Origin of the sequence: Nonomuraea sp. NPDC050733 (assembly GCF_040654215.1) — a bacterium.
GTDB lineage: Bacteria > Actinomycetota > Actinomycetes > Streptosporangiales > Streptosporangiaceae > Nonomuraea.
Genome location: NZ_JBFAHO010000005.1, coordinates 97,136 through 122,846, shown reverse-complemented (window position 1 = coordinate 122,846; position 25,711 = coordinate 97,136). Strand labels below are relative to the sequence as shown.

24 protein-coding genes are annotated in these 25,711 nt (G+C 72.3%); 17 read left to right on the top strand and 7 right to left on the bottom strand.

Features of this window, described 5'->3' with window-relative positions; translation table 11 throughout:
* Window positions 1–666 (top strand): DUF3159 domain-containing protein, encoded by a 666-nt coding sequence (locus AB0H64_RS12295; protein WP_357623164.1) that lies wholly within the window; start codon window positions 1–3, stop codon window positions 664–666.
* A gap of 18 nt (window positions 667–684) precedes the next feature.
* Here the strand turns inward: AB0H64_RS12295 and AB0H64_RS12290 are convergent, their stop codons facing one another.
* Window positions 685–2,136, bottom strand: a complete 1,452-nt coding sequence (locus tag AB0H64_RS12290; protein WP_357623162.1) for a PLP-dependent aminotransferase family protein — start codon at window positions 2,134–2,136, stop codon at window positions 685–687.
* A 58-nt stretch (window positions 2,137–2,194) separates the two neighbouring features.
* Between AB0H64_RS12290 and AB0H64_RS12285 the strand changes: the two genes are divergently transcribed.
* Window positions 2,195–2,647 (top strand): carboxymuconolactone decarboxylase family protein, encoded by a 453-nt coding sequence (locus AB0H64_RS12285; protein ID WP_357623161.1) that lies wholly within the window; start codon window positions 2,195–2,197, stop codon window positions 2,645–2,647.
* A 96-nt stretch (window positions 2,648–2,743) separates the two neighbouring features.
* The gene (locus AB0H64_RS12280) at window positions 2,744–3,964 is read left to right on the top strand and encodes an MFS transporter (protein WP_357623159.1); all 1,221 of its coding nucleotides are present in this window, start codon (window positions 2,744–2,746) and stop codon (window positions 3,962–3,964) included.
* Between the two features lie 190 nt (window positions 3,965–4,154).
* Here the strand turns inward: AB0H64_RS12280 and AB0H64_RS12275 are convergent, their stop codons facing one another.
* Together AB0H64_RS12275 and AB0H64_RS12270 are read right to left on the bottom strand one after the other, a co-directional pair.
* Complete coding sequence (locus tag AB0H64_RS12275) at window positions 4,155–4,814, bottom strand: TrkA family potassium uptake protein (RefSeq protein ID WP_310710947.1); 660 nt, start codon at window positions 4,812–4,814, stop codon at window positions 4,155–4,157.
* Entirely contained in the window at window positions 4,814–5,479 is a 666-nt protein-coding gene (locus AB0H64_RS12270) for a TrkA family potassium uptake protein (RefSeq protein WP_357623157.1), read from the bottom strand. Before AB0H64_RS12270 ends, AB0H64_RS12275 begins: the two co-directional genes overlap by 1 nt.
* A 101-nt stretch (window positions 5,480–5,580) precedes the next feature.
* On the opposite strand from AB0H64_RS12270, the gene AB0H64_RS12265 reads away from it, so the two are divergent.
* Both AB0H64_RS12265 and AB0H64_RS12260 read left to right on the top strand, forming a co-directional pair.
* Window positions 5,581–7,623: an APC family permease gene (locus tag AB0H64_RS12265; RefSeq protein WP_357623155.1), complete on the top strand. Its 2,043-nt coding sequence runs from the start codon at window positions 5,581–5,583 to the stop codon at window positions 7,621–7,623.
* Between the two features lie 68 nt (window positions 7,624–7,691).
* Window positions 7,692–8,948, top strand: coding sequence for a class I SAM-dependent RNA methyltransferase (locus tag AB0H64_RS12260; protein WP_357623154.1), 1,257 nt, complete (start codon window positions 7,692–7,694; stop codon window positions 8,946–8,948).
* A 28-nt stretch (window positions 8,949–8,976) separates the two neighbouring features.
* On the opposite strand, the gene AB0H64_RS12255 is transcribed toward AB0H64_RS12260, so the two are convergent.
* On the bottom strand, window positions 8,977–9,984 hold the full coding sequence (locus tag AB0H64_RS12255; RefSeq protein ID WP_357623153.1) for a hypothetical protein: 1,008 nt from the start codon (window positions 9,982–9,984) through the stop codon (window positions 8,977–8,979).
* 100 nt (window positions 9,985–10,084) lie between these two features.
* Between AB0H64_RS12255 and AB0H64_RS12250 the strand changes: the two genes are divergently transcribed.
* From AB0H64_RS12250 to AB0H64_RS12220, 7 genes are all read left to right on the top strand, one after another.
* Window positions 10,085–10,528: a MarR family transcriptional regulator gene (locus AB0H64_RS12250; protein ID WP_357623151.1), complete on the top strand. Its 444-nt coding sequence runs from the start codon at window positions 10,085–10,087 to the stop codon at window positions 10,526–10,528.
* A 93-nt stretch (window positions 10,529–10,621) separates the two neighbouring features.
* Window positions 10,622–11,293 carry a DUF6461 domain-containing protein gene (locus AB0H64_RS12245; protein WP_357623149.1) on the top strand — a complete coding sequence of 224 codons (672 nt, stop codon included), beginning with the start codon at window positions 10,622–10,624 and terminating at the stop codon, window positions 11,291–11,293.
* 43 nt (window positions 11,294–11,336) lie between these two features.
* Window positions 11,337–12,242 carry a class I SAM-dependent methyltransferase gene (locus tag AB0H64_RS12240; RefSeq protein ID WP_357623148.1) on the top strand — a complete coding sequence of 302 codons (906 nt, stop codon included), beginning with the start codon at window positions 11,337–11,339 and terminating at the stop codon, window positions 12,240–12,242.
* A gap of 220 nt (window positions 12,243–12,462) precedes the next feature.
* Window positions 12,463–12,621: a hypothetical protein gene (locus AB0H64_RS12235; RefSeq protein WP_357623146.1), complete on the top strand. Its 159-nt coding sequence runs from the start codon at window positions 12,463–12,465 to the stop codon at window positions 12,619–12,621.
* A 169-nt stretch (window positions 12,622–12,790) separates the two neighbouring features.
* On the top strand, window positions 12,791–13,255 hold the full coding sequence (locus AB0H64_RS12230) for a DUF732 domain-containing protein (protein WP_357623144.1): 465 nt from the start codon (window positions 12,791–12,793) through the stop codon (window positions 13,253–13,255).
* A 24-nt stretch (window positions 13,256–13,279) separates the two neighbouring features.
* Window positions 13,280–14,107 (top strand): helix-turn-helix domain-containing protein, encoded by an 828-nt coding sequence (locus tag AB0H64_RS12225; protein WP_357623143.1) that lies wholly within the window; start codon window positions 13,280–13,282, stop codon window positions 14,105–14,107.
* Window positions 14,108–14,181: 74 nt separating this feature from the next.
* Window positions 14,182–14,799 carry a dihydrofolate reductase family protein gene (locus AB0H64_RS12220; protein ID WP_357623141.1) on the top strand — a complete coding sequence of 206 codons (618 nt, stop codon included), beginning with the start codon at window positions 14,182–14,184 and terminating at the stop codon, window positions 14,797–14,799.
* On the opposite strand, the gene AB0H64_RS12215 is transcribed toward AB0H64_RS12220, so the two are convergent.
* The 3 genes from AB0H64_RS12215 to AB0H64_RS12205 form a co-directional block, all read right to left on the bottom strand.
* Window positions 14,796–17,255, bottom strand: a complete 2,460-nt coding sequence (locus AB0H64_RS12215) for a polynucleotide kinase-phosphatase (RefSeq protein ID WP_357623139.1) — start codon at window positions 17,253–17,255, stop codon at window positions 14,796–14,798. The genes AB0H64_RS12220 and AB0H64_RS12215 overlap by 4 nt on opposite strands.
* Window positions 17,239–18,756 carry a 3' terminal RNA ribose 2'-O-methyltransferase Hen1 gene (locus AB0H64_RS12210; protein WP_357623138.1) on the bottom strand — a complete coding sequence of 506 codons (1,518 nt, stop codon included), beginning with the start codon at window positions 18,754–18,756 and terminating at the stop codon, window positions 17,239–17,241. Before AB0H64_RS12210 ends, AB0H64_RS12215 begins: the two co-directional genes overlap by 17 nt.
* Before the next feature lie 86 nt (window positions 18,757–18,842).
* Window positions 18,843–19,757 carry an LLM class F420-dependent oxidoreductase gene (locus AB0H64_RS12205; RefSeq protein ID WP_357623136.1) on the bottom strand — a complete coding sequence of 305 codons (915 nt, stop codon included), beginning with the start codon at window positions 19,755–19,757 and terminating at the stop codon, window positions 18,843–18,845.
* 117 nt (window positions 19,758–19,874) lie between these two features.
* Here AB0H64_RS12205 and AB0H64_RS12200 point away from each other — a divergent pair, with 117 nt between their 5' ends.
* The 5 genes from AB0H64_RS12200 (at window position 19,875) to AB0H64_RS12180 (ending at window position 25,663) form a co-directional block, all read left to right on the top strand.
* Window positions 19,875–21,092 (top strand): hypothetical protein, encoded by a 1,218-nt coding sequence (locus AB0H64_RS12200; RefSeq protein WP_357623134.1) that lies wholly within the window; start codon window positions 19,875–19,877, stop codon window positions 21,090–21,092.
* Between the two features lie 78 nt (window positions 21,093–21,170).
* Window positions 21,171–22,397, top strand: coding sequence for a histidine kinase (locus AB0H64_RS12195; protein WP_357623133.1), 1,227 nt, complete (start codon window positions 21,171–21,173; stop codon window positions 22,395–22,397).
* Window positions 22,394–23,584, top strand: coding sequence for a histidine kinase (locus AB0H64_RS12190; RefSeq protein ID WP_357623131.1), 1,191 nt, complete (start codon window positions 22,394–22,396; stop codon window positions 23,582–23,584). The genes AB0H64_RS12195 and AB0H64_RS12190 overlap by 4 nt, the downstream gene beginning before the upstream one ends.
* Entirely contained in the window at window positions 23,581–24,180 is a 600-nt protein-coding gene (locus AB0H64_RS12185) for a response regulator transcription factor (protein WP_357623129.1), read from the top strand. Before AB0H64_RS12190 ends, AB0H64_RS12185 begins: the two co-directional genes overlap by 4 nt.
* 82 nt (window positions 24,181–24,262) lie before the next feature.
* Window positions 24,263–25,663 (top strand): sugar porter family MFS transporter, encoded by a 1,401-nt coding sequence (locus tag AB0H64_RS12180; RefSeq protein ID WP_357623127.1) that lies wholly within the window; start codon window positions 24,263–24,265, stop codon window positions 25,661–25,663.
* Window positions 25,664–25,711: the final 48 nt, after the last annotated feature.

Below are 25,711 nucleotides of genomic sequence, written 5' to 3'. Positions count from 1 at the left end.
GTGAAGGCCGAGGCCGGAGACGCCGCCCACGACACCGTGGAGGCAGCCGTTCGAGCCCAGCTCTCCAAGGCGTTCGGCGGCGTGCGGGGCATCATCGAGGCGGCGGTGCCGACGGCGGCGTTCACGCTGGCCTGGATCTCCACCGAGGAGCTGAAGCTGTCGCTCATCGTCAGCGTCTCGCTGTCGGTGCTGCTGCTGCTCGCGCGGGTCCTGCAGCGCTCGACGCCGCAGTTCGTCATCAACAGCCTGATCGGCATCGCGATCGGCGCGTTCTTCGCCAGCCGCACCGGCGACGCCAAGGACTACTTCCTGCCGGGCATCCTGTGGAACGGCGCCTACGCGGTGGCCATGCTGCTGTCCGTCGTCGCCCGCTGGCCCGTGGTCGGGTTCCTGATCGGCTCGGTGACCGGCGACCCGACCGGGTGGCGCAAGGACCCGGGCGTCGTCCGGCTCTGCTCCCGGCTGACCTGGCTGCTCATGATCCCGTGCGTGGTGCGGGTGGCGGTGCAGCTTCCGGTCTACCTGTTCGGCGGCGACGAGGCGGTGGCGGCGCTGGGCGTCACCAAGATCGCCATGGGCTGGCCGCTGCAGATCGCGGCGCTGACCGCCATGATCTGGGTCCTCGGCCGCGGCCGCACCCCGATCAACCCGGTCGCCCCGGCCTGACCTGCCGCCACCCAAGTCCTACGGCCCCTCGGGCAGGGCGAGTGGCCCGTCGGGCAAGGCGAGGCAGAGGGCTTCGAGCGCGGCGGCGAACGCGTGCTCGGGTGGTGTGCCATATCCGATGACCAGGCCGTCTCGCGATGGCATCGTGCTCTCAGGATGCCGGTAGGGGCCCAGGCCGTCCAGGGCGAGGCCAAGGCGGCGGGCGGCCCGGAGCGCCGCCTGCTCGGTGTCCGGGGGAAGGTCGAGGACGGCGTGCAGACCCGCGGCGATGCCGCTGACGGTGATGTGCGGGGCGCGTTCGGCGAGCGTGGCGGCGAGCAGGTCGCGGCGGTGCCGGTAGATCCTGCGCATGCGGCGCAGCTGACGGTCGTAGGCGCCGCAAGTGATGAAGTCGGTGAGGGTGAGCTGGTCGGTGACGCCCGACCAGAGCTCGCGCGGGCCCTTGGCGGCGACGATGTCGTCCACCAGCCGGCCGGGCAACGCCATCCAGCCGAGCCGGAGCGCGGGCGACAGGCTCTTGCTCGTGGAGCCGAAGTAGACGACGCGGTCGGGGTCGAGGCCCTGCACGGCGCCGATCGGTTCGCGGTCGTAGCGGAACTCGCCGTCGTAGTCGTCCTCCAGCAGCAGGCCGCCCGTGGCACGGGCCCAGTCGATGACCGCGGCCCGGCGTTCGGGGTGCAGCGCGCCTCCGGTGGGGTACTGGTGTGCCGGCGTCAGCAGGACGGCCTGCGCGCCCGTGGCCGGAAGGTCCTTGACGCGTGCGCCGTGGGTGTCCACGGTGAGCGGCACGGTGGTCAGGCCCGCCTCGGCGAGGATGGAGCGGTGGAAATCGAGCCCGTAGGCCTCGACGGCGACCGGCCCGCGCAGCACCTGACACACCAGCCGCAGCCCGTGCGCGAAGCCCGAGCAGATGACGATGTGCTCGGCCTTGGTACGCACGCCTCTGGTCCGCGCCAGGTAGTCCATCAGTGCCCGGCGAAGCTCCGGCCGGCCGCGGGGGTCGCCGACGCCGAAGGCCTCGCTGGGCGCTGCGGCCAGCGCGCGCCGGGCCGAGGTGATCCAGGAGGAGCGTGGGAAGGCGGCGGCGTCGGGGGAGCTGGGCATCAGGTCGTGGACGACGCGCAGGCGGGACGGACGATCGGGGGGCCGCCGGAGGCTGGGTTCGAGAGGTGCGGATCGGTGCGCGACGTGGGTGCCGGAGCCTTGACGGGAGATGAGCCAGCCTTCCTCGACGAGCTCGGCGTACGCGGCGGCGACGGTGTTGCGGGCGATCCCCAGGTCGGCGGCGAGGGCTCGGTAGGGCGGCAGCCGGGTGCCGGGCGCCAGCCGTCCCGAACGGATCGCCTCGCGCATGGCCCTCATGAGCCGCACACGCGCGCCGCCACCGCCCGTGAGCTCCAGGTGCAGGTCGCTGCCGCCGTCCGTGCGCAGACCGCTCACCGCCCCGTCCGGCGCCGGAAATTGACCCACGAAATGTCCACGAAAATGCACCATATCCTGGGTCGTTCACGCTCCTAGGGTCGGGGGCATGACGAACGTCGCCATTCCCACACGCATGAACATGTCCGTTGTCGCGCCCAAGGTCTTCAAGGCCGTGCTGGCGCTCGACGCCGCGGCCCGCGAAGGACTGGACCCGGTACTGGTCGAGCTGGTGCAGATCCGCGCCTCCCAGATCAACCGGTGCGCGTACTGCATCGACTACCACACCGGCGACGCCCGCCGGGCGGGTGAGAGCGAGGCGCGCATCTACCAGCTGAGCGCCTGGCGGGAATCCAGCCTCTACACCGCAGAGGAGCGCGCCGCCCTGGCGCTGACCGAGGCGGTGACGTTGCTGCCCCAGGGGGTCGAGGACGAGGTGTACGACGAGGCCGCGCGGCATTTCGGCGACAAGGAGCTCGCCCAGCTCATCGCGCTGATCTTCACGGTCAACGCCTGGAACCGCATGAACGTGACCACGCGCAAGACCCCCGGCACCGAGTAACCACCCACCTCCGTCTCCGTCCTGCCCGCTCACGGGCGGTGGCCGCCTCGCCGCGGCCACTGCCCGTGCCGTGACCGCATCGGAAAGGTCCACACCGTGACATCCATCGACGTCCCGCCCCTGGATGCGGCCCGGGACGCCAACCCCTCGCCGGTCCGGGGCTGGCTCGCGATCCTCGCCGTGACGCTGGGCATCTTCGCCCTGATGACCTCCGAACTGCTGCCCGTCGGACTGCTCACCCCGATCGGCGTCGCGCTGGACGTCTCCGAGGGCACCACCGCGCTCATGGTCACCGTGCCGGGACTCGTCGCGGCCGTCGCGGCGCCGCTGGTCACCGTGGCCACCGCCAGGATCGACCGCCGGCTGGTGCTGGCCCTGCTGATCGGGATGGTGGGCGTGGCCAACCTCGCCTCCGCCTTCGCCACCAGCTTCGCCGTCGTACTCCTCGCCCGCTTCCTGATCGGCGTTTGCGTCGGCGGCTTCTGGTCCCTGGCCGGCGGCATCGCCCTGCGCCTGGTGCCCGAACGCCATGTCGCGCGGGCCACCGCCGTGGTCTTCGGCGGTGTCGAGACCGCCTCCGTCCTCGGTGTCCCCGCGGGCACCCTGGCCGGCGACCTCAGCGGCTGGCGAACCGCGTTCGCGGGCGTGGGCCTGCTCGGGCTCACCTCGCTGGCGTGCATGATCCTCGTGATGCCGAAGCTGGCGCCGGAGCGCACGATGACGTTCGCGGACCTGCCGCGGGTGTTCCGCACGTACACCGCGGTGCGCGTCGGCATCGCCATGACCTTCCTGGTCATCACCGGGCACTTCACCGCCTATACGTTCGTCCGGCCCGTCCTGCAGGACGACGGTGTGGCGGACGGCATGATCAGCGTGCTGCTGCTGGTCTTCGGCGTCGCCGGCATCTGCGGCAACTTCGTCGCAGGCGCGCTGATCACCACGCGCCTGCGGCAGACCGTGTGCGGCATCGGCGTGCTCCTCGCCGCCGCCATGGCCGCCCTCGCGATCATGGATCACAACACCGTCTCGGCCGCCGCGATCCTCGTCGTCTGGGGCCTGGGCTACGGCGCCGTCCCGGTCACCTTCCAGAGCTGGATCCTCGGCGCCGCACCGACCGCCACGGAGGCCGCGTCCTCCCTGTACGTGTCGATGTTCAACCTGTCCATCGCGCTCGGCGCCCTCGTCGGCGGCCTGACCGTCGACGCCGTCCCGACGGTGAGCGTGCTGTGGATCGGTGGCGTCCTGGCCGTCCTGGTGCTGCCGATCGCCGTCGGCACGCCCCGCCGCGAGGCTCCCGGCTCGGGGCCGGCCGCTTAGGCCGACCTCGTCGCACTCGGCCGGCTCCTGCGGCTCGCTTCAGCCGAGGTCGCCGGCCGAGGAACAGGCCGGACGGGCGCCGGTGGAGACGCCCGGGGTCAGTTTCGGTGGAGACGCCTGGGTCAGTGCCCGCTGTGACGCGCGGTCAGTGCCCGTGTGACGCGTGGTCAGTGCCCGCTGTGACGCGCGGTCAGTGCTGCGACAGCAGGTGGGCGAGCTCCTGCTCGACCTCCTGGGTGGCGACGAACAGCAGCTCGTCGCCCGCCTCCAGCGGGTCGTCGTCGGAGGGCACCAGCACGCTGCCCTCGCGCAGGATCGCCACGAGCGCCGAGTCGGCCGGCCACGGCACCGAGCCGGCCCGCTGGCCCACCACCGGCGCGTCCTCGGCCAGCGTGAGCTCCACCAGGTTGGCCTGCCCCTGGCGGAACGTCAGCAGCCGGACCAGGTCGCCGACGCTCACCGCCTCCTCGACGAGCGCGCTCAGCAGGCGCGGCGTCGAGACGGCCACGTCCACGCCCCACGACTCGTTGAACAGCCACTCGTTGTTGGGATGGTTGATCCGGGCGACCACTCTTGGCACGCCGTACTCGGTCTTGGCCAGCAGCGACACCACCAGGTTGACCTTGTCGTCGCCGGTGGAGGCGACGACCACGTGGCAGTTGTTCAGGCCGGCCTCGTCCAGCGAGGCGATCTCGCAGGCGTCGGCCAGCAGCCACTCCGCCCGCGGCACGCTGTCGATCTTGATGGCCTTGGGATCCACGTCGATGAGGAGAATCTCGTGCCCGTTCTCCAGCAGCTCGGCGGCGATGGACCGGCCCACGGCCCCGGCCCCCGCGATCGCGACGCGCATCAGTCGTCCTTCTCCGGTGCGGCGGCGAGCACCTTGTTGATCCGGTCCATGTCGTTCTCGGCGGCGATGACGTGCAGGATGTCGCCCTCCTGGAGCACCGTGTCGTCCGCGACGACCAGCGACTCGCCCATCCGGTTGATGAACGCGGCCCGGCACCTAGCCTTGGGCTCCAGGTCGACGGCGCGGGTGCCGATCCAGGACTGGTGGACGGGCACCTCGGCCAGGACGACCCGGCCGGTCGGGTCGCGCCACAGCGGCTCGGCCCCCTCCGGCAGGATGCGCCGCAGGATCTGGTCGGCCGTCCAGCGCACGGTGGCCACCGTGGGGATGCCCAGCCGCTGGTAGACCTCGGCCCGGCGAGGGTCGTAGATCCGGGCCACGACGTTGTCCACGCCGAACGTCTCGCGGGCCACCCGAGCCGAGATGATGTTGGAGTTGTCCCCGCTGGAGACGGCCACGTACGCGGTGGCGGACTCGATGCCGGCGTCGGTGAGCACGTCGCGGTCGAAGCCGACACCCGTCACCCGCCGGCCGCGGAACCCCGCCCGCAGCCGGCGGAACGCCTGCGGATCGCGGTCGATGATCGCGACCGAATGGCCGCCGTCTTCGAGGATGTGAGCCAGGGTCGATCCGACCCGCCCGCATCCCATGATCACTATATGCATACTCCCCCGCATCTCGCGGTCGGCCGGTTGCTCGACACCAGTATGGCCTGATAGGGGAGCGCTCGGCTGCGGGGCCGAATCGGGGACTAGGCTCTGGTTACGTGGCGAAGGTGACAGATCTTCTGAAACGCGTCCTGGTAGGCCGGGCGCTGCGGAGCGGGCAGCTGCACGAGCAGCTGCTGCCCAAGCGCATCGCCCTGCCGGTGTTCGCCAGCGACGCCCTGTCCTCCGTGGCGTACGCGCCGCAGGAGATCCTCGTCATCCTCTCGCTGGCCGGCGTCTCGTTCTACACCTACAGCCCGTGGATCGCGCTCGCCGTGGTGCTGGTCATGCTGACGGTCGTCGCGTCGTACCGGCAGAACGTCCACGCCTATCCCAGCGGCGGCGGCGACTACGAGGTGGCCACCACCAACCTGGGCAAGAACGCCGGGCTCACCGTCGCCAGCGCCCTCATGGTCGACTACGTGCTGACCGTGGCCGTGTCCGTGGCCAACGGCGTCGACTACGTGGGCGCCACCATCCCGTTCGTCGCCGAGAACAAGCCCGCGGTCGCCATCACCATCGTCATCCTGCTCACCGTGGTCAACCTGCGCGGCCTGCGAGAGTCGGGCGTCGCCTTCGCCATCCCGACGTACGCGTTCATGGCCGCGGTGATCGGCCTCGTCCTGTGGGGCGGGTTCCGGCTGCTGGTGCTCGGCGACCAGCTGCACGCGCCCAGCGCCGACTTCGACATCGTCCCGGAGCAGAGCGACCTGGCGGGGTTCGCCGCCGCGTTCCTCGTGCTGCGGGCGTTCTCCTCCGGCTGCGCGGCGCTGACCGGCGTCGAGGCCATCAGCAACGGCGTGCCGGCCTTCCGCAAGCCCAAGAGCAAGAACGCCGCGACCACCCTGCTCATGATGGGCCTGGTCGCGATCACCATGTTCGGCGGCATCATCGCGCTCGGTCTGGCCTCCGGCGTGAAGGTGGCCGAGCCGTCCGTGGTGGCGACCGACCTGCTCAGGCCCGACGGGACGCCCGTCGGCCCCGGCTACTACCAGCAGCCGATCATCTCCCAGGTGGCCGACGCGGTCTTCGGCGGCGGCTCGGCGCCGTTCGTGGTGATCTCGGCGGTGACGGCCCTCATCCTGTTCCTGGCCGCCAACACCGCCTTCAACGGCTTTCCCGTGCTCGGCTCGATCCTGGCCCAGGACCGCTACCTGCCGCGCCAGTTGCACACCCGCGGCGACCGGCTCGCGTTCTCCAACGGCATCCTCATCCTCGCCCTCGGCGCCTGCCTGCTGCTGTGGGGGTTCAAGGCCGACGTCAGCCGCCTGCTGAACCTCTACATCGTCGGCGTCTTCGTCTCCTTCACCCTCAGCCAGACCGGCATGGTCATCCACTGGACGCGCCACCTGAGGACCGAGACCGACCCGCGGGTCCGCCACCGGATGCACCGCTCGCGCACCATCAACTTCTTCGGCGGCGTCATGACGGGCATCGTGCTCGTCGTCGTGCTGCTCACCAAGTTCCTGGTCGGCGCGTGGATCGTGTGCCTGGCGATGCCGATCCTGTTCCTGATGATGAAGGGCATCCGCCGGCACTACGACAACGTGGCGGCCGAGCTGGAGATCACCGGCGAGTACGACGCGTCGATGCTGCCCGCGCGCAACCACGCCATCGTGCTCGTCTCCAAGATCCACAAACCCACCATGCGGGCCCTCGCCTACGCCCGCGCCACCCGGCCGTCCACGCTGGAGGCCGTCACCGTGGGCGTCGAGAGCCCCGAGGCGCGCCAGCTCCAGGAGGAGTGGGAGCGCCGCGGCATCCCGGTGCCGCTCAAGATGCTCGACTCGCCGTACCGGGAGATCACCCAGCCGATCCTCGACTACGTCAAGACGCTGCGCCGTCGCTCGCCGCGCGACGTGGTGACGGTCTTCATCCCCGAGTACGTGGTCGGGCACTGGTGGGAGCACCTGCTGCACAACCAGAGCGCGCTGCGGCTGAAGGCCCGGCTGCTGTTCAAGCCCGGCGTGATGGTGACGAGCGTGCCGTGGCAGCTCCACTCCTCCGACCGGCTCAAGGGCCGCCCGGAGCCGTACGCGCCGGGCTCGGTGCGGCGCTCCTGGGACGACGCCGCCAAGGACAAGGAGATCCAGCCCGGCTGACGGCCGAGGGGGCCTTCGACGTGCAGGAGACGTGCAGGACCCGTATGGGCTGGGCATAGGGTGTCGATGTGGAAGCGGAACAGGCATCTCTGGAGCTCACGGTCGGTCCGGTCGCGCACGGAGGCTGGTGCGTCGCCCGGCACGAAGGGCGCGTGGTGTTCGTCCGGCACGCGCTGCCGGGCGAGCGCGTCGTCGCCGCGGTGACCGAGGAGACCTCCCGCTTCCTCCGCGCCGACGCCGTGGAGATCCTGGAGCCCTCACCCGACCGCGTCGTGCCGCCCTGCCCCTACGCCGGCCCCGGCCGGTGCGGCGGCTGCGACTGGCAGCACGCCACCCTGGAGGCCCAGCGCGCGCTCAAGGCCGATGTGGTCGCCGAGCAGTTGCGCAGGCTCGCCGGCATCGACCGGAAGGTCGTGGTGGAGGAGGTTCCGGGCGCGCCGGACGGTCTCGGCTGGCGCACCCGGGTCCAGCTCGCCGTACGACCGGACGGGGCGCCGGGCTTCCGCAAGCACCGCTCCCACGACATCCAGCCCGTCGACGCGTGCCTGATCGCCCACCCGGAGGTGGAGGCGGTCGGTGCGGAGCTGCACAAGTGGCCCGGGGCGGCGGGCGTCGAGGTGATCGCCTCAGCGGGCGGCGACCGCGCCGTGGTGGTCAAGCCGCGCCCGCGCCGCACGGTGCCCGTGCCCGACCTCGACGCGCCGGCCTCGATCCTGCTCGACCAGGGCAAGGGTCGCACGGTGCCGCGCCACGGCTCGGGCGTGCTCCGCGAACGGGTCGGCGACCGGGAGTTCCGGGTGTCGGGCAGCGGCTTCTGGCAGGTCCACCCCGGCGCCGCGGAGACCCTGCTGGACGCCGTCCTGACCTTCGCCGCCCCGGAGCCGGGGGAGTGGGCGCTCGACCTCTACTGCGGGGTGGGCCTGTTCGCCGCCGGCCTGGCGGAGGCGGTGGGGGCGGAGGGGGCCGTCTTCGGCCTGGAGTCGGACGCGGCGGCGGTCCGCGACGCCCGCGCCAACCTCCGCGACCTCCCGCAGGCGCGCGTGGAGCGGGGCCGGGTCGAGGAGGCCCTGGACCGTTTCCAGATCGAACGCGCCGACGTGGTCGTGGTCGACCCGCCCCGCGCCGGCCTCGGCCGCGAGGTGGTGGACCGCATCACGGGCCTGGAGGCGCCACGCATCGTCTACGTCTCCTGCGACCCGGCCACCCTGGCCCGTGACCTGGCGTGGCTGGGGGAGCGGGGATACGGCCTCACGGACCTGCGCGCCTTCGACGCCTTCCCGATGACCCACCACGTGGAGTGCGTGGCGCTGCTCGTCCGCGGGTGAGCCGTAACCCGCGCACCAGCGCGACGGCTCAGAGCCCGCGCACCAGCGCGACGGAGAAGGGCAGGCTCGGCGTGCCGTCGCCCAGTGGGCCGCCCTTGTCGAACTGCGAGCGCACGACGTACAGCCCGTGCCGGTGCCACGTCAGCGTGGTCGGGAGCTGGAGCGCCTCGTCGGTCAGCCGCCGCTCCACCCGCGCCGCCGTGCCGTCGCGGGTGACCCGCCACCGGCTGATCGTGTCGACGGTGTTGTGCACCGCCCACAGCGTCGCGCCGCGCAGCTCCAGCCCGTCGGCGTGCAGCATGTCGCCTCCCTCCAGCGCGACCTTCCGGACGGCGCGGGTGGTGAGGTCGACGCGGTAGAGGCCGCCGCCCGTCATGTCCGCCGTCAGCAGGTAGCGGCCGGCGCGGTCGGCGACGATTCCGTTCAGCGTGAACGTTCCGGGCGCGTTCGGGCCGGCCGCGTCGCTCAGATCCGCGTACGGCGTGAGCGGCGCCCTGCCGCCGCGTGCCCGGGCGAGCTGGCGGAGGGTGACCCGGTACACGACGGCCCGCACGCTGTCGGTGAGGTAGGCGGTGCCGTCCGGCGCGATGGCGACGTCGTTGACGAACCTCGGCTCGTCCCCCTCGACCTCGAAGCGGGCGAGCAGCGCGCGGGTGCGGGTGTCGTAGACGGTGACGCCGCTGGTGGAGTCGGTGACCCACAGCCGGCCTGCCCCGTCCGCCTCCAGGCCGTTGGCGGTGTGCCGGCCGTCGGCGCCGGCCGGCAGGAAGGTCTCGGCCACCCGCCGTCCGGGCGTCATGCGGAACACGGTGCCGTCGGTGAAGGAGCCGGCGTACAGGTCGCCGGTACGCGGATCGGCGGTGATGCCCTCGGGGTAGACCCGGGCGCCGGGCAGCTCGAATGCGGTGGAGACGGTGGCGGCAGGGGCTGAGACCGTTGCGGCGGTGCCGGCCGCCAGGGCCGCGGGGGTGGCGCCGGCGAGCGCGATGGCCAGGGTCATGCCCGTTGCGGCGGCGACGGTACGGAGGGAACGCATGAGCAACTCGCAAGGGTTGGATCATTAGGACGAGAACTTACGATAATTAGAGCTCTAATATCTGTCAACATCGGCTGAACGGGGTCGTTACCATGCGGAGATGACCTCGATGCCCGTTACCGAGCGCCTGGGCTTCCACCTGAAGCGGGCGGAGCAAGCGCTCAACGCGGCCAAGCACGCCGCGCTGAGGCCCGCCGGACTGACCGTGCCCCAGTACGCGGCGCTGCTCCACCTCGCGGAGAACCCGGGCATCTCGGCGGCCGCCCTCGCCCGGGCGTGCGGGGTGACGCCGCCCACCATGAACACCGTGCTCAGGAACCTTCAGGAGCAGGGCCTGATCGAGCGGACACCGCACGAGTGGCACAAGAACATCCTGGAGACGCGGCTCACCGCGAAGGGCGCGCAGGTGATGGCCAGCGCCGACGCCAACGCCGTACGCGTCGAACGCGGGCTCGCCGGCGCCTTCAGCGACGAGGAGCGCGAGACCCTGATCGCTCTGCTGGCGCGCTGCGTCGAACAACTGGAGGGGGCACGCCCCGCCTAGTGCGCCCGCGAGGACGGCACGCGGGCCGCGCCCCCACCGACCGGATCTGTCGGTGCTGTCGGGCACCATCGCTGAAACGATCAAGGAGTGGCGATGGCGACCGACCCGCTCGCCCCGTTCCGCTGGCTGGCGGTTCCGGCGGGGCACGAGGACGACCTGTTCGACGAGATCTTCTGTGTGTCCTTTCTCCGCGGACTCGAACCGGCCGAGGTGCTCCGCCGCTTCGCAGAGCCGGAGGCGCGACAGGGCACGCCTCAAGGGCCGCTTCAGGGGCGGGAGATGAGCCTGGACGAGTACGGTCATAGGGCGTTCGCGTTCGGCGACAGGTACGGCGGCTCGCGGGGCGGTGGACATGTGGGAGTCGTCCAGGCCGGCGACTGGTGCGTGGCCCTGGAACTCCTCGGCTGGGAGGCCGCCAGGGGAGACACCCGGGCCAGGCTGTCCTCCGGCTGCGAAGTGGTGGCCGTGCTACGCCACGACTACGCCAACCACCATGTCGCCTACGCGCTCGACGGTGAGACCGTCACCTGTTTCAATCCGTACATGCCGGACATGCGGTCGGGCAGTGATCCGGATCGGCTCAACGGGCTCATGCGCGAGGTCGGCCTTCCGCTGGAGCCGACGACCGGAGGCGAGGACTGGAACGACCTCTACGCGACCGCGATCGCGCGGTCGTTCCACCTGGCGGCGCGGATCAGCGGCGTCGTGCCCACACCGGAGATGCTCAGGGGGCCGCTCCTGGTGGGCCCGGTGCGGGGCGGGTGAAATCGGATGGCGGCGCCGGGCTGGGTGTCGTTAGGGTCGCGGCGTGATCTACGAGGACCCTCTGGCGTACCTGCTCGGCATCGAGGGCGTCGCCCTGTTGCGCTCGTTCACCGGCCAGTTCGACCGCGGCTTCGTCGAGGCGCGTGTCGCCGAGATCCGCCGGCTGCTCGACGACGAGGCGCTGGCGGACGCGGGCGTGCAGGTCGCGCGGGTGGACGCGGTGGAGGGCTATCGCATCTGGTCGCGCACCTATGACGGGCCCAACGGCCTGTTCTCCATCGACGAGCCCATCGTCGGGCGGATCCTCGACGGGCTTCCGGCGGGCGTCGCCCTGGACGCCGCGTGCGGCACCGGCCGGGTGGCGGCGTCCCTGGCCGGGCGCGGCCATCAGGTCATCGGCGTGGACGGCTCGCCCGACATGCTCGCGCGGGCGCGGGACCGGGTCCCGCAGGGGGAGTTCCTGGTCGGGGACCTGCTGCGCCTGCCGGTGCCGGACGACGCCGTGGACCTCGTGGTCTGCTCCCTGGCGCTGACGCATGTCCCGTCGCTGCGGCCGGTGATGGCCGAGTTCGCCAGGGTGCTGCGTCCGGGAGGACACCTGGTGGTCTCCGACATGCACCCCGAGGGAGTCGCTCGGGGCTTCGTCCCGCCCGTACGGCGGGAGGACGGGCAGCCGGGGCGGATAGCCACCTACCGGCACCCCGTCGGCGACTACCTGCGCGCCGCCCTGGCGGCGGGGCTGCAGGTGCGCCGCTGTGAGGAGCCTCGCCTGGCCGAGGCGGAGCGGCCCCGGCCGGCCGGGACGCCGTCCACGGCGCAGGCGCTGGAGACCTGGGACGTGTGGCCGTGGTGCCTGACGGACCTGGTGCCCGAGGCTGCGAGGGCCGCCCATGGCGACGTGCCGGCGATGGTCGTCTGGCACTTCCAACTGGCCCCGGCGGGAGGCTGAGCCGCGAGTTTCCCCCGAGGCGCATAGATGGCCCACCAGGGCGGGCATGTCTCTACCCGGCCCCACAGGTGCGGGCCGCCCGCCATCGGCCCGGATGGCAAGCTGACTCGCGGTGGCCGGACCCTCACGGAACGGGGCGGCACGGGCGGCTGCGAACGTCTCCCGCGTAGACCCCGGGCACGGCCACAGGCAGGCAGTCTCCCCTCGGGAAGGAGCACGAATGAGCAACCGTGTCGTCGCGCGAAGGCTCAACGACCACGTCGAGATCCACCACGTCGACAGGCCGGACGTGGTGCTGGAGGTCCCGCGCAAGGACTTCGCCGACCTGATCGCCGCGGTCACGCCGCTGGAGGCCGAGGTCGCGGAGTCCGCGGCCTGACGCCAAGGACCACCTGCCGGAGCCCCCGCCGCCCACGCGGCGGGGGCTTCCGCCTGTCTGCGCCCATGGCTTCCGGCCTGGGTAAGGGGTAGCCTTTCAGCGCTGTTTCGGTCATCCATTCGGCGGAAAAACGGACGGCGGTGGTCATGTGGGGCGTACGGTGCGCCACATGCGCAAGCAGGTTTCCGAATCCGCCGAGGCGGGCGGAGATGGGCGCAGGACGCGGGTCCTCGCGGTGGCGGGCACGGCGCTCGTGGCCGGCGTGAGCGTCGTCCTGGTCGTGACGAGCCTCGTCACCGCCGGCGGGCCGGCGTCGCTCCCTCCGGGGAACGCGGGCCACGCCGCCCTGTTGCCCCCCGCCGGAGGCGAACTGCCCCCTGGCCTTGGGGCTGAGCCTGACCGGGCGTTCCTGCGCCGCCTTGAGCGGATCGCCCCGTGGCTGGCTCCCGAGGAGGACGCGGCGCTGAGCCGGGCCCGCGCCACCTGCCGCGACATCGTGGCCGGCAAGCCGGGGGAGGAGCTGGTGAGCGACGCCCAGGAGCGCTTCACCGACGTGACCCGGGAGCAGGCCGCCCGGATCGTGGAGGCGGTCAGGGAGTGGTGCCCCGCACCGGCGGCCTCCTTCGCGAGCTGAACCCTCGTCGGCCACACTGAGTCCATGGAATACGTCGGCCGGGTGCCCGCCCCGCCGCTCGACCGGTTCATCGACGACATCTACTGCCTGACCGGGGTGCCGCGCCACCACCGGATCAACGTTCCGCCGATGCCGTCGGCACACCTGTTCGTCAACCTGGGCGAACCCGCCCGCCTGTGGGAGCCTTCGGTGCCGCCGGAAGTGTTCAGCGATGGGTGGTTCATGGGCGTATGGACCAGGCGTTTCCTCGTCGAGTACCCCAGCCGGGTGCGGCTCGTCGGCGTGCACTTCAAGCCTTGGGGTCTTTCGCCGTTCGTCGACATGCCGGCGACCGAGCTGCGGGACCGATGGGTGCCGGTCGACGCCGTCTGGCAACGGTCTGCGGACCGGCTTCGCAACCGGCTCGGCGAGAGCGCATCGGCCACCGAGATGCTACGGGTCCTGGAGGAGGAGCTGCGATCGCGACTCGCCGAGGCGCCGTCACGCGGTCTCGACCTGGTCCGGCACACCGGCGGGCGGTTGGCGACCTCCCACGGCGCGGTCCCGGTCGGCGCCCTGACCGATGCCGCCGGGGTGAGCGGCAATCACCTGGCCACGCAGTTCAAGTCGCACGTCGGGGTCACCCCGAAGCGGGTGGCGCGGATCTACCGCTTCGCGCGGCTGATCCTGTCCGTGGACGCCCTGCGTCCGGTCGACTGGTCGGAGCTCGCCCAGACGGCGGGCTACTTCGACCAGGCCCACTTCAGCAGGGAGTTCAAGGACTTCACCGGCCATACCCCGACGCAATACCTGGCCCTGCGGCGCCGGTTCCCCGCCGACCCTTCGGACAGCGTTCCGATGCCCGCTGATTGATTTTCTACAAGCCCCATGGCCCCCCGGGACGACAGGATCGGAGGCGAACGCGCAGGACGACTCCAGGAGGACCCGTGGGCACAGTGATCATGCACAACGTGGTGTCGGTGGACGGCTTCATCGCCGATGACCAGGACGACGTCGGACCCCTCCACGACTGGTACTTCAGCGGGGACACCCCGATCACCGAAGGCGGCGACCAGGAGTACGACCATTCCGGTACCGGAAGCCGCCTCAAGGTCTCACGCGCGTCGGCGCAGTACGTCCGGTCGATGTGGGAGTCGATCGGCGTGATCGTGATGGGCCGCAACCTGTTCGACCTGGTGAACGGCTGGGAGGGCAGGCCGCCCGCGGGAGAGCACGTGGTCGTGGTGTCCCACCGGCCCAAGCCCGAGGGCTGGCACCCCGAGGCGTCCTGCCATTTCGTCGACGGCGTGACGGCCGCCATCGACAAGGCCCAGGAGCTCGCCGGTGAGCGAACCGTCGCCGTGAACGCCGGCGACGTGGGCGGCCAGATCCTCGCGGCCGGCCTCGTGGACGAGGTGGCGATGGACGTGGTGCCGGTGGTGTTCGGGTCGGGCAAACGCTACTTCGGCGGCATCGAGGGGCAGCACCTCCTGGAGGACCCGCACGTGGTCATCCAGGGTGACCGGGTGCTGCACCTGAAGTTCACGGTACGCCGACAGCCCTAGAGGCGGGGGTCCACCGGCTCCGACTCCAGGGCCAGGACGGCGAAGACCGGCTCGTGGACGCGCCAGGCCGCCTCGCCCTCGCACAGCCGGGCCAGCGACTCCAGCCCCAGCGCGTACTCCCGCAGCGCCATCGCCCGCTTCTTGCCCAGGAAGCGCCTGCGCAGCACGTCCAGCGACTCCGTGTAGTCCGGCCCGTAGATGATGCGCAGGTACTCGCGGCCCCGCACCTTCACCCCCGGCTGGACCCGGCCCGGCGTGTACGTGGCCGGCTTGACCACCATGCCCTCGCCGCCGGCCGCCGTCAGCGACTCCCACCAGGCCACGGCCTCGGCGCGCGACTCCTCCGACTCCAGCGACACGAACAGGTGACGCGTGTGCGTGATCAGCGGCGAGTCCAGCCGCGCCAGCGTGGACAGGTGCCAGGCGTGCGGCTCCAGCGCCGTGGCCCGCCCCTCGCAGGCGAGGATCTGGAACGGCGCCACCCGTACCCCGTCCAGCCCGTCGACCGGCCAGCAGTAACGGGCGTAGGCGTCGCGGAACAGGGCAGCGTTGGCAGAGCGGCGCCGGGTGCGGGACAACAGTCCGCCCACATCCGCCCCGCGCCCGGCCGCCGCTTCGAGCGCCGACACGGCCTCGGGCAGTGCCACCCGCGCCGCCGCGCCCACCGAGGCGTACTGCGTCCTGATCAGCTCGCCCGCCTTGGCCGACCAGGGCAGCAGCTCGCAGTCGAGCACCACCCAGTCGGAGCCGAGCTCCGCCCACAGCGGCGCGCACGCCTCCCGCAGCCCCTCGACGAGCGGCCCGTTGTCGTGGAAGAACGGCCGGCCGGTACGCGTGTAGACGGCGCCCGTGCTGCCGTCGGTGACGCCGAACCGCTCCCGCGCCACCTCCGGCGTCCTCGCCAGGACGGCCACGGCCCGCGAGCCCATGTGCTTCTCCTCGCACACGACCTCGCCCACCCCGGCGGCGGCGAACTCCGCGAACGCCTCGGCCGGGTGCTCCAGGTAGCCGTCCAGCGTGGACGTCTCCGGCGGCGCCATCGTCGGCGGCAGGTACACGAGCCAGCGCGGGTCCACCGCGAACCGGCTCATCACCTCCAGCGCGGCCGCGGCGTTCTCCTCCATCACCTTGACCCGCGCGCCGAAGCGGGTCTCGACGTACCGGGTGCCCCGGACGTCGTCGATGCTCAGCGTGTTCGGCTCGCGGGCGGGGCCGCCGAGCGGCTTGACCGGCTCGTACCAGACCTTCCGGGCGGGCACCTGCACCAGCTCCCGCTCCGGGTAGCGCAGCGCCGTCAGCTCGCCGCCGAACACGCAGCCCGTGTCGAGGCACATCGTGTTGTTGACCCACTCGGGCCGCACGGTCGGGGTGTGGCCGTAGACGACCATGGCCCGGCCCCGGTAGTCGTCGGCCCACGGGTAGCGCACCGGCAGGCCGTACTCGTCGGTCTCGCCGGTCGTCTCGCCGTACAGGGCGAAGGAGCGGACCCGGCCGGACGCGCGCCCGTGGTACGCCTCCTTCAGGCCCGCGTGCGCGACGACGAGCCGGCCGCCGTCGAGCCGGTAGTGGCTGATCAGCCCGTCCATGAACGTCCGCGCCCGCTCCGTGAACTCCGGCGGCTCGGCGGCGAGCTGGTCCAGCGACTCCTGGAGGCCGTGCGTCGCCCTGACGTTGCGGCCGTTGAGCGCGCGCACCAGCTTCTGCTCGTGGTTGCCGGCCACGCACAGCGCCGTGCCCGCCTCGACCATGTCCATGACCAGCCGCAGCACGCCCGGCGTGTCGGGGCCGCGGTCCACCAGGTCGCCGACGAACACCGCCGTCCGGCCCTCCGGATGCCGTACTCCCTGCCAGCCGAGCCGCGCGAGCAGCTCCTCCAGCTCGGCGCGGCAGCCGTGCACGTCGCCGATGATGTCGAACGGCCCGGTCAGCTCACGCTTGTCCGACCACGCCCTCTCGTACGTCACGGTGGCGCTCTCGACGGCGTCGAGGCCGCGCAGCACGTGGACCTTGCGGAAGCCGTCCCTGGAGATCTTGGACAGCGACCGGCGCAGCTCCTTGCGCTGCCGGACCACCACGCCGGCCCCGAAGTCACGGTCGGGACGGGTCGCGTTGCGCTGGATGGCCGTCTCCTCGGGCACGTCCAACACGATGGCGTCGGCCAGCACGTCGTGCCGCTTGGCCAGGTCGATGAGGGCCTTGCGGGCGCCGTACTGCACGTTCGTCGCGTCGACCACCGTGAGCAGGCCGCGCGACAGGCGCACGCCGACGATGTGGTGGAGCAGCGCGAACGCCTCGGGCGTGGCGGACTGGTCGTTCTCGTCGTCGGAGACCAGGCCGCGGCAGTAGTCGGACGAGATGACCTGCGTCGGCTTGAAGTGCCGGGCGGCGAACGTCGACTTCCCGCTGCCGGACACGCCGACCAGCACCACCAGGGACAGCTCAGGAACGCTGATCACGGGTGAACACTCCCATCTGCGTCGGCGGGCCGACCTCGGGGTCGTCCTCGCCCACGGGGCGCAGGGCGACGGTGTAGCCGTACCGGCCGGCCACTTCGGCGGCCCACGCGGCGAACTCGGCCCGGGTCCACTCGAACCGGTGGTCGGGGTGGCGCAGCCCGGTCAGGAATTCGTAGCGCACGTTGTACTCGATGTTCGGGGTGGTGACGAGCACGTGCCGGGGCCGGGCGTGACCGAACACGACCCGCTCCAGCGCCGCCAGGCGCGGCGGGTCGACGTGCTCGACCACCTCCATGAGCACGGCCGCGTCGTAGCCGGCCAGCCGCTTGTCGGTGTACGTCAGGGCGCCCTGGAACAGGGTCAGCCGCTCACGCCTGGCGGCCGGCATCCGGTCCAGCTTCAGCTTGCGCGCCGCGACGGTCAGGGCCATGGGGGAGACGTCCATGCCGCCGACACGGGCGAACCGGGGCCTGGCCAGCAGCTCGCCGACCAGCTCGCCGTGGCCGCAGCCGAGGTCGATGACGCTGGTCGCGCCCAGCTCCTCCAGGGTCAGCAGCACGGCCTCCCGCCGCTTCCCGCTGAGCGAGCGCGGCCCGGCGCTCTCCTTCGGAGACTGCTCCTCCTGGACGGGAGCGTCCGGCAGCTCGCCTTCCGGGCTCTCGCCTTCCGGCTGCTCGCCTTCCGGCTGCTCGTCGGCCGGGGCCGGTGTCGCGGTCGGCCCCTCCTCCTCCGGTACGGCCGGCTCCAGCGCCTCCTCCGTCTCGTCGCCCAGCTCCGCCAGCCGAGCCAGCGCCGTACGGGCCAGCGCCCGGCGGCGGCCCAGGTAGCGCCGCGTGATCAGCGCCCGCTCCGGGTGCGTCCCCAGCCAGCCCTCGCCGGCGCGGATGAGCTTGTCCACCTCGTCCGGCGCGATCCAGTAGTGCTTGGCGTCGTCGAGCACCGGCAGCAGCACGTACAGGTGATTGAGCGCGTCGGCCAGCCGGACGGTCCCGGTGAGGGTGAGCGTCACGTACCGCGAGTCGCCCCACTCGGGGAATCCCTCGTCCAGCGGCACCGTCTGCGCCGACACCTCCCAGCCGAGCGGCTCGAACAGTCGTCGCGCCAGGTCGGGGCCGCCCCGGCAGGGCAGCGCCGGCAGCCGGACCTCCAGCGGCAGCGGCCCGGCCGCCAGCTCCGGCCGGGCCGCGCACCGCCCCGCCCGCGCCGTGCGGAACACGTCGGCGAGCGCGACGGCCAGCAGGGACGAGGCGGCGTAGGGCCGGTCGTTGACGTACTGCGACAGGCTGAAGTCCGGCGAGCCCTTCCCGCGCGAGCGGGCCAGCGTCACCGGGTCGACCTCCAGGAGGAGGGCGGCGGTGCAGCGCTCCTCGCCCGCCTCCGGGTAGAACACCGTCGCCTTGCCGGACGACTGCCCGAACTCCTGCACCCGGTCGGGATGCTTGTGCAGCAGGAAGCCCAGGTCTGTCGCCGGTCTCGCGGTCGTCGAGATCGTCAGCAGCACCCGCCAAGTGTGCCGTAGCGGGGCAAACCGCGTCACGGCGTTTACCGTCACGGCGTCGACCGTCACGGCGTTTACCGTCTCGGCGTTTATACGTGCGGCAGCACCTCGGCGGCGATCAGCTCCAGGTGGTCCGAGTCGGCCAGGTCCATCACCTGGAGGTACACCCGCTCCGCCCCCAGCTCCGCCAGTCCGCCCAGCTTGTCCAGCACCTCGGCCGGGGTGCCGGCGAGCCCCTTCTCGCGCAGCTCGTCCAGACCCGTGCCGATCGCCGCCGCGCGCCGCTCCAGCTCGGCCTGGTCACGGCCCACGCACACCGTCTGCGCCGCCGACAGGACGATCGTGCGCCCGGCCTCGTCGGCGGCCCGCCGTACCCGGTCGAACGCCGCCCCCGTCTCGGCCAGGGTGTGGAACGGCACGTTGTACTCGTCGGCGTACATCGCCGCCAGCCGGGGCGTCCGCTTGGCGCCGACCCCGCCGATGATGATCGGCGGGCGCGGGCGCTGCGCCGGCTTCGGCAGCGCGGGCGAGTCGGCCAGCCGGTAGTAGGCCCCCTCGAACGAGTACGGCCCCTCGGCGGTCCAGAGACCCCGGATGATCTCCAGCTGCTCCTCGAACCGGCCGAACCGCTCACCCACCGGCGGGAACGGGATGCCGTACGCCGCGTGCTCGCCGTCGTACCAGCCGGTGCCGAGGCCCAGCTCGACCCGGCCGCCGCTCATCTGGTCGACCTGCGCGACGCTGATCGCCAGCGGCCCCGGCAGCCGGAACGTGGCCGGCGTCACCAGCGTGCCCAGCCTGATCCGGGACGTCTCCCTCGCCAGACCGGCCAGCGTGATCCACGCGTCCGTGGAGCCGGGCCCCGGATCGCCGGCGCCGATGCGCTGGTAGTGGTCCGACCTGAAGAAGGCGTCGAAGCCCAGCCGCTCGGTGGTCTGGGCGACGGTGAGCAGGTCGGTATAGGTCGCGCCCTCCTGGGGCTCCGTGAAGATCCGCAACTTCATACCGTCATTATCGGCATGGACCGGACGGCATCCGGAGAACGGCCCCGGGGAAGCCGTCCGGCTTGCTACCGTCGCCGTCAACGCTCTGTGTGATCGACTGACGACTCGGGGTGGCGCATGTCTGGTTCGCGGCTGTCCGGGGGGCGGTCCTCGCGCGAGCGCTCCTCGCGCGAGCGGTCTTCCGCTACGCGGTCGGGCGGGTCCCGGCGCGAGCGGGAGGCCGGCACGCTTCCGCGCCCGCTGGCGTTCCTCGCCGCCCTGGGCCTGGCGGCCGCGACAGGGACGTCGCTCACGCTGTTGCCGGCCCGCGCCATGCCCGACCTCGTCCCGCCCGCCACCTCGCCGGCGCTCGCCCGGCCCCGGCCTCCCGACGTTCCCGGAGCGGCCACGGCAGGGCCCGCGTCGTTCGTCCGTTTCGCCGAGCCCGGCCGCGACCCCGGCTTCGACCTCGCCGCCGACGCGCGGCTGACGGGAACGCACTGGTACGCCCTCGGCCACCTGGTCGCCGGCCCCGGCCCTTGCACCCCCGCCTGGACCACCTCCCCTTCGGCCGTCGCGGCGCAAGGCGAGGCGGCCGGAGACCTGACGGACACCGACCGCGCGCTCGCCGCAGGTGTCCGCTCGTTACGGGAGGAAGGAGGCGGCGCGGGCGTCATACTCGGCGGGTCCCGGGGCCGTGACCTCGCCGCCACCTGCGCCACACCCGAGACCCTGGCCGCCGCCTACGGAGACGTCGTCTCCCGCCTCGGCGCCTCGTACCTCGACGTCGACCCGAGCGCCGTCGGGCCGAGCGAGGGCGAGCCGGACGACGAGCCGGACGACGACGAGCCGGACGACGACGAGCCGGACGGCGGCGGGCCGGACGGCGGCGCCGACCGGGCCGCGGTGATCCGCCGGGCACGCGCCCTGGCCCTGCTGCAGCGCGGGCGGCGGCTGCCCGTGACGTTCACGCTGCCGCTCCGGCCGGACGGCCTGGCCGAGCGCGACGTCGCGATGCTGCGCCTCACCCGCGCGCACGGCGCCGACGTCGCCACCGTCAACCTGCTGTCCCCGACAGAGCCGTCCGGCGCGCCCCCGGGCAGGCTGCGCCGCGTCGCCTCGGCCGTGCGCGCGGCCGTGCGGCAGGTCGCCGAGATCCAGGGCCTGGACGGCCCGGCCGACGCGTGGCACCGCGTCGCGCTCACGCCCGTCCTGGGCGCCGCCGCCGACCTGAACGAGACCGACGCGCGTGCGCTGGCCGCGTTCGTCGCCCGTAACGACCTGGCCTGGCTGTCCCTGCGCGGCGCCGAGCCCGAGCCGGCCGTGGCCCGCGTCCTCTGGCACACCCTCGCCTGAACGACACCCTCTGGCGTACTCCCGCCCGAACTATAGGATTTCGGCGACATGATGACATAGCCGACGAGGGGGAGGGCGGTGGCGGGCCAGGCGCGTACGGCGCGGAAGATCCTCATCTACTGGATGGACGCCACGGTCGCCCTGCTGGCGCTCTCGTTCGCGGCCATGGTCACGGCGGTGACCATGGAGGGGAAGATCTCGGTCGCGCACGCCGTCGTCGTCGGCGTCTGTCTGCTCGGATCGTGCGCGTTGTTCCCGTTCCTGATGCGCGAGGCCTTCGACACCCGGCCGCGGCCGACTGCCAAGCTCGCCGTGGCCGGACTGCTGGCGGCGGGCGCGGTCGCGCTGCTGCCCCCGGCGGTGGGCAACGGCATGAGCGAAGGGCTCTGGGCCATGGTGGCGTACCTGTGGCTGTCCGGAGCGGTGCTGTACCTGCCGATGTGGGCGGGCATCTGCACCGGCGCCGCCGTGATCGGGCTCACCGTGACCGCCGTCGTGCTCATCACGCACCAGCCGTGGCAGCCGGTGCTGCTCGTGCAGGGGATCACGGCCGTGGCGATGGCCGCCGCCCTGTGGTTGTGGCGCTGGCTGTGGTGGACGATCAGGGACGCGCACGACAGCCAGGAGGCCAAGGCGAGCCTGGCCGTGGCGGAGGAGCGGCTGCGGTTCGCGCGCGACCTGCACGACCTGCTCGGGCACAGTCTCTCGGTGATCTCCCTGAAGAGCGAGCTGGCCGCCAAGCTCGCCACCCGCTCGGACGCCGGGGCCGGCAAGGCGGAGCGGGAGATGGCCGACGTACGCAGGCTGGCCGCGGAGGCGCTGGCCGAGGTGCAGGTCGCCGTGGACGGCTACCGGACGCTCGACCTGGACGAGGAGCTCCACGGGGTACGGGCGGCGCTGGAGGCGGCCGGCGCCCGCTGCGTGATCGACGCCGCCACCGCCGACCTGTCGCCCGCCGCCCGCGCGCTGCTCGCCTGGGCGGTCCGCGAGGGCGCCACGAACATCCTCAAGCACAGCACGGCCACGCGGTGCGCGATCACGATCCGCGACGGCGCCCTGGAGATGCGCAACGACGGCGTACGCGTCCCGGCGCCCACGGCCGCGTACCCGCTGGAGACCGCTTCTGAGCCCGCTTCCGAGACCGCTTTTGAGGTGGGCCCGCCGGCGACGAGCCGGGCGGGCGGGGAGCGCGGCGGCAGCGGGCTGCGCGGGCTGTCCGAGCGGATGGCCGCCGCCGGCGGGACGTTCGCGGCGGGCCCCGATCACGGCGGCGAGTTCGTGCTGAGGGCGGCGGTGCGGGCATGAGCGGGCGAGCGGACCGGTTCCAGGCCAGGCGGGGGACTGAACTGGACAAAGTACTCCGGATCTGGCGGGCGGCGAAGCTGGGCAAGATCCTGCGGTTCAGGCGGGTGACGAAGCTCGACAAGGTCCGTTGGCTCATCGTCTACTCGATCGACTTCATCCACCTCACGTCCCTGAGCGGCTTCTTCGCGCTGTACGCGCTCTGGGAGCAGGGGTTCCCGACGCCGCTGGCGGTGGGGGCCGGCGTGCTGCTGGCCGTCCTGCTGGTCCTCGCCGGCCGGACGTTCCGGCTCGCGGTCAGGGGCGGCAGCCGCCCGACGGCCGTCCTGTGGATCTCCGGTGTGATCGCGCTCGTGCTGTCGCCGATCACGCTGGTCTGGGGGCCCGCTCTGTGGCTGGGCATGCTGGCGCCGTTCACCCGCAAGCGCACCGTCCTCGCGGCGTTCGCCGCGTCGATCGTCGCCGTGAGCGTCTACCTCGCGCTGATCACGGGGGGCGTGGTCTGGCCCGTGGTCGTCATCCAGGCGCTGCTCACCGTGGTCATCGTGGGCTGCGTCGGCGTGAACCTGTGGCTGTGGCGGCTGGCCAAGGCGGCCCACGAGGGCCAGGAGGCCAGGGCCAGGCTGGCCGTCTCCGAGGAGCGGCTGAGGTTCGCCCGCGACCTGAACGACCTGCTCGGGCAGAGCCTGTCCGGCATCTCGGCCGGAGCCGAGCGGGCCGAGGAGCTGCTCCGGTCGGACCCGGAGGCCGCCGCGGCCCGGATGTACGAGGTGCGCGACACCGCCCGGCAGGCGCTGCGTGAGGTGCGCGTGGCCGTACAGAGCTATCGGACGCTGGACCTCGACGAGGTGCTCGCCGGCGTGCGCGCGGTCCTGGAGGCGGCGGGCGTGCGCTGCGCCGTCGAGGCCGACACCGCCGCGCTCGGGCCGGAGACCCGTACGCTCCTCGCGACCGTCGTCCGGGAGGGCGCCACGAACGTCCTCAAGCACAGCAAGGCCGAGCGCTGCTCGATAACGATCAAGGATGGGGTGCTGGAGATGTCCAACGACGGGGTGACCGGCCCGGTGGGCGACCACGCGCCGGACGGGCTCGGCGGCCTGTCGCGGCGGGTGAGCGCCGCGGGCGGCACGCTCCAGGCGGCGCCCACCCGCGAGGGTGCGTACGTCCTGCGCGCGGCGGTGCCGGCGTGACGACGCGTGTGCTGCTGGCCGACGACGAGCACCTGATCCGTGGCGCCCTGGCCGCGCTGCTCGACCTGGAGGACGGCATCGAGGTGGTCGCCCAGGTCGGCCGGGGTGACGAGGTGCTGGCCGCCGTCACCGAGCACCGCCCCGACGTTGCCGTGCTCGACATCGAGATGCCCGGCATGGACGGCCTGAGCGCCGCCGAGCAGATCAGCTCCCAGTGCAAGATCGTCATCCTGACCAGCCTGGGACGGCCCGGGTACCTGCGGCGGGCGATGGCGGCCGGCGTCAGCGGCTTCCTCGGCAAGGACGCCTCCGCCGAGGAGCTGGCCATGGCCATCCGCAAGGTCCAGTCGGGCGGGCGCTACCTCGACGCGGAGCTGGCCGCCGCCGCGATGGCCGCCGGAGACAGCCCGCTCACCGACCGGGAGCGCGACGCGCTGCGGCTGGCCGGCGACGGCGCGACGATCGCGCGGATCGCGGCGGAGCTGCACCTGACCGAGGGCACGGTGCGCAACTACCTGTCGAGCGCGATGACCAAGCTCAATGCGCAGAACCGGCTGGAAGCCATCCGCACTGCACAGCGCATGGGCTGGCTGTGAGGCCGTACGTCAAGATTGCGTAAGTATGGCGGTATAGGTGCCTTGCGAGGGGTAGATGCCGGTCTCATAAGGAGGGGACCGCATGGCTACTCAGCCCGCTCATCAGGAGAACCTGGGACATGTCGTCTTCATCACCGCAGCGGCGGCCATAGGCGGGTTCCTGTTCGGCTACGACAGCGCGGTGATCAACGGCGCGGTCGTGGGCATCCAGAAGTTCTTCGGCGTCGGGGCCGTGGAGATCGGCATCGTGGTGGCCATCGCGCTGCTCGGCTCGGCCGTCGGCGCCTGGGTGGGCGGCAACCTGGCCGACCGTTGGGGCCGTACGCGGACGATGCAGGTGGCGGCCATCCTGTTCGCGATCAGCTCCATCGGGCAGATGCTGCCGTTCGGCGTCTGGGACCTCGGGGTGTGGCGGTTCCTGGCGGGTGTGGCCATCGGCATGGCCTCGGTGCTCGGGCCGGCGTACATCGCGGAGGTGGCGCCGCCCGCCTACCGGGGACGGCTGGGGTCCTTCCAGCAGCTCGCGATCGTGCTCGGCATCGCCGTGTCGCAGCTCGTCAACTACATGTTCGCCCGGCTGGCGGGTGGCAACGTCAACAACCCGCTGTGGGGGCTCCAGGCATGGCAGTGGATGCTCGGCGCCTGCGTCGTGCCGGCCCTGCTCTATCTGCTGTTCGCCTCGACGATCCCCGAGTCGCCCCGCTACCTGATCATGGCGGGCCGCACCGAACAGGCCCGGAAGGTGCTGCGCGAGGTCGAGGGCGACGAGGTCAACCTGGACGACCGGGTCCATGAGATCCAGCACGTGCTGCGCACCGAGGCCCGGCCCACCATGAAGGACCTGCGCGGTTCCGCGCTGGGACTGCTGCCGATCGTGTGGGTCGGCATCGTCCTGTCGGTCTTCCAGCAGTTCGTCGGCATCAACGTGATCTTCTACTACTCGTCGGTGCTGTGGCAGTCGGTCGGCATCACGCAGTCCAACTCCCTGCTGATCAGCTTCTCCAGCTCGGTGATCAACATCATCGGCACGTTCATCGCCATCGCCCTCGTGGACCGCATCGGACGCAAGCCGCTGCTGCTCATCGGCTCGGCCGGCATGGCCGTCTCGCTGGGCACCGCCGCCTGGGCGTTCAGCTCCGCCCGCACGGTGAACGGCGCGGTCACGCTGCCGGGCGCCCAGGGCGCCATCGCGCTGATCGCGGCCAACGTGTTCGTGCTCTTCTTCGCCCTGTCGTGGGGCGTCGTGGTCTGGGTCCTGCTGGGCGAGATGTTCCCCAACCGCATCCGCGCCGCCGCCCTGGGCGTGGCCGCCGCGGCCCAGTGGATCGCCAACTGGGCGATCACGGTGTCGTTCCCGTCCCTGGCGGAGTGGAACCTGCCGCTCACGTACGCGATGTACTCGTTCTTCGCCATCCTGTCCTTCCTGTTCGTCACCAAGTGGGTCAAGGAGACCAAGGGCCGCAAACTCGAAGAGATGGGCTGACCCTCACGGACCCTTCTGGCGGCGAACCTCTCACTGACTCGGGCGGCT

What these genes read in the sequence shown, in the direction of transcription:
- AB0H64_RS12205 (WP_357623136.1), bottom strand. Translation starts at nt 19,757, where the DNA reads ATGAAGTTGCGGATCTTCACGGAGCCCCAGGAGGGCGCGACCTATACC.
- AB0H64_RS12245 (WP_357623149.1), top strand. Translation starts at nt 10,622, where the DNA reads ATGGCGACCGACCCGCTCGCCCCGTTCCGCTGGCTGGCGGTTCCGGCG.
- AB0H64_RS12230 (WP_357623144.1), top strand. Translation starts at nt 12,791, where the DNA reads ATGCGCAAGCAGGTTTCCGAATCCGCCGAGGCGGGCGGAGATGGGCGC.
- AB0H64_RS12235 (WP_357623146.1), top strand. Translation starts at nt 12,463, where the DNA reads ATGAGCAACCGTGTCGTCGCGCGAAGGCTCAACGACCACGTCGAGATC.
- AB0H64_RS12180 (WP_357623127.1), top strand. Translation starts at nt 24,263, where the DNA reads ATGGCTACTCAGCCCGCTCATCAGGAGAACCTGGGACATGTCGTCTTC.
- AB0H64_RS12190 (WP_357623131.1), top strand. Translation starts at nt 22,394, where the DNA reads ATGAGCGGGCGAGCGGACCGGTTCCAGGCCAGGCGGGGGACTGAACTG.
- AB0H64_RS12200 (WP_357623134.1), top strand. Translation starts at nt 19,875, where the DNA reads ATGTCTGGTTCGCGGCTGTCCGGGGGGCGGTCCTCGCGCGAGCGCTCC.
- AB0H64_RS12250 (WP_357623151.1), top strand. Translation starts at nt 10,085, where the DNA reads ATGACCTCGATGCCCGTTACCGAGCGCCTGGGCTTCCACCTGAAGCGG.
- AB0H64_RS12275 (WP_310710947.1), bottom strand. Translation starts at nt 4,814, where the DNA reads ATGCGCGTCGCGATCGCGGGGGCCGGGGCCGTGGGCCGGTCCATCGCC.
- AB0H64_RS12285 (WP_357623161.1), top strand. Translation starts at nt 2,195, where the DNA reads ATGACGAACGTCGCCATTCCCACACGCATGAACATGTCCGTTGTCGCG.
- AB0H64_RS12255 (WP_357623153.1), bottom strand. Translation starts at nt 9,984, where the DNA reads ATGCGTTCCCTCCGTACCGTCGCCGCCGCAACGGGCATGACCCTGGCC.
- AB0H64_RS12270 (WP_357623157.1), bottom strand. Translation starts at nt 5,479, where the DNA reads ATGCATATAGTGATCATGGGATGCGGGCGGGTCGGATCGACCCTGGCT.
- AB0H64_RS12225 (WP_357623143.1), top strand. Translation starts at nt 13,280, where the DNA reads ATGGAATACGTCGGCCGGGTGCCCGCCCCGCCGCTCGACCGGTTCATC.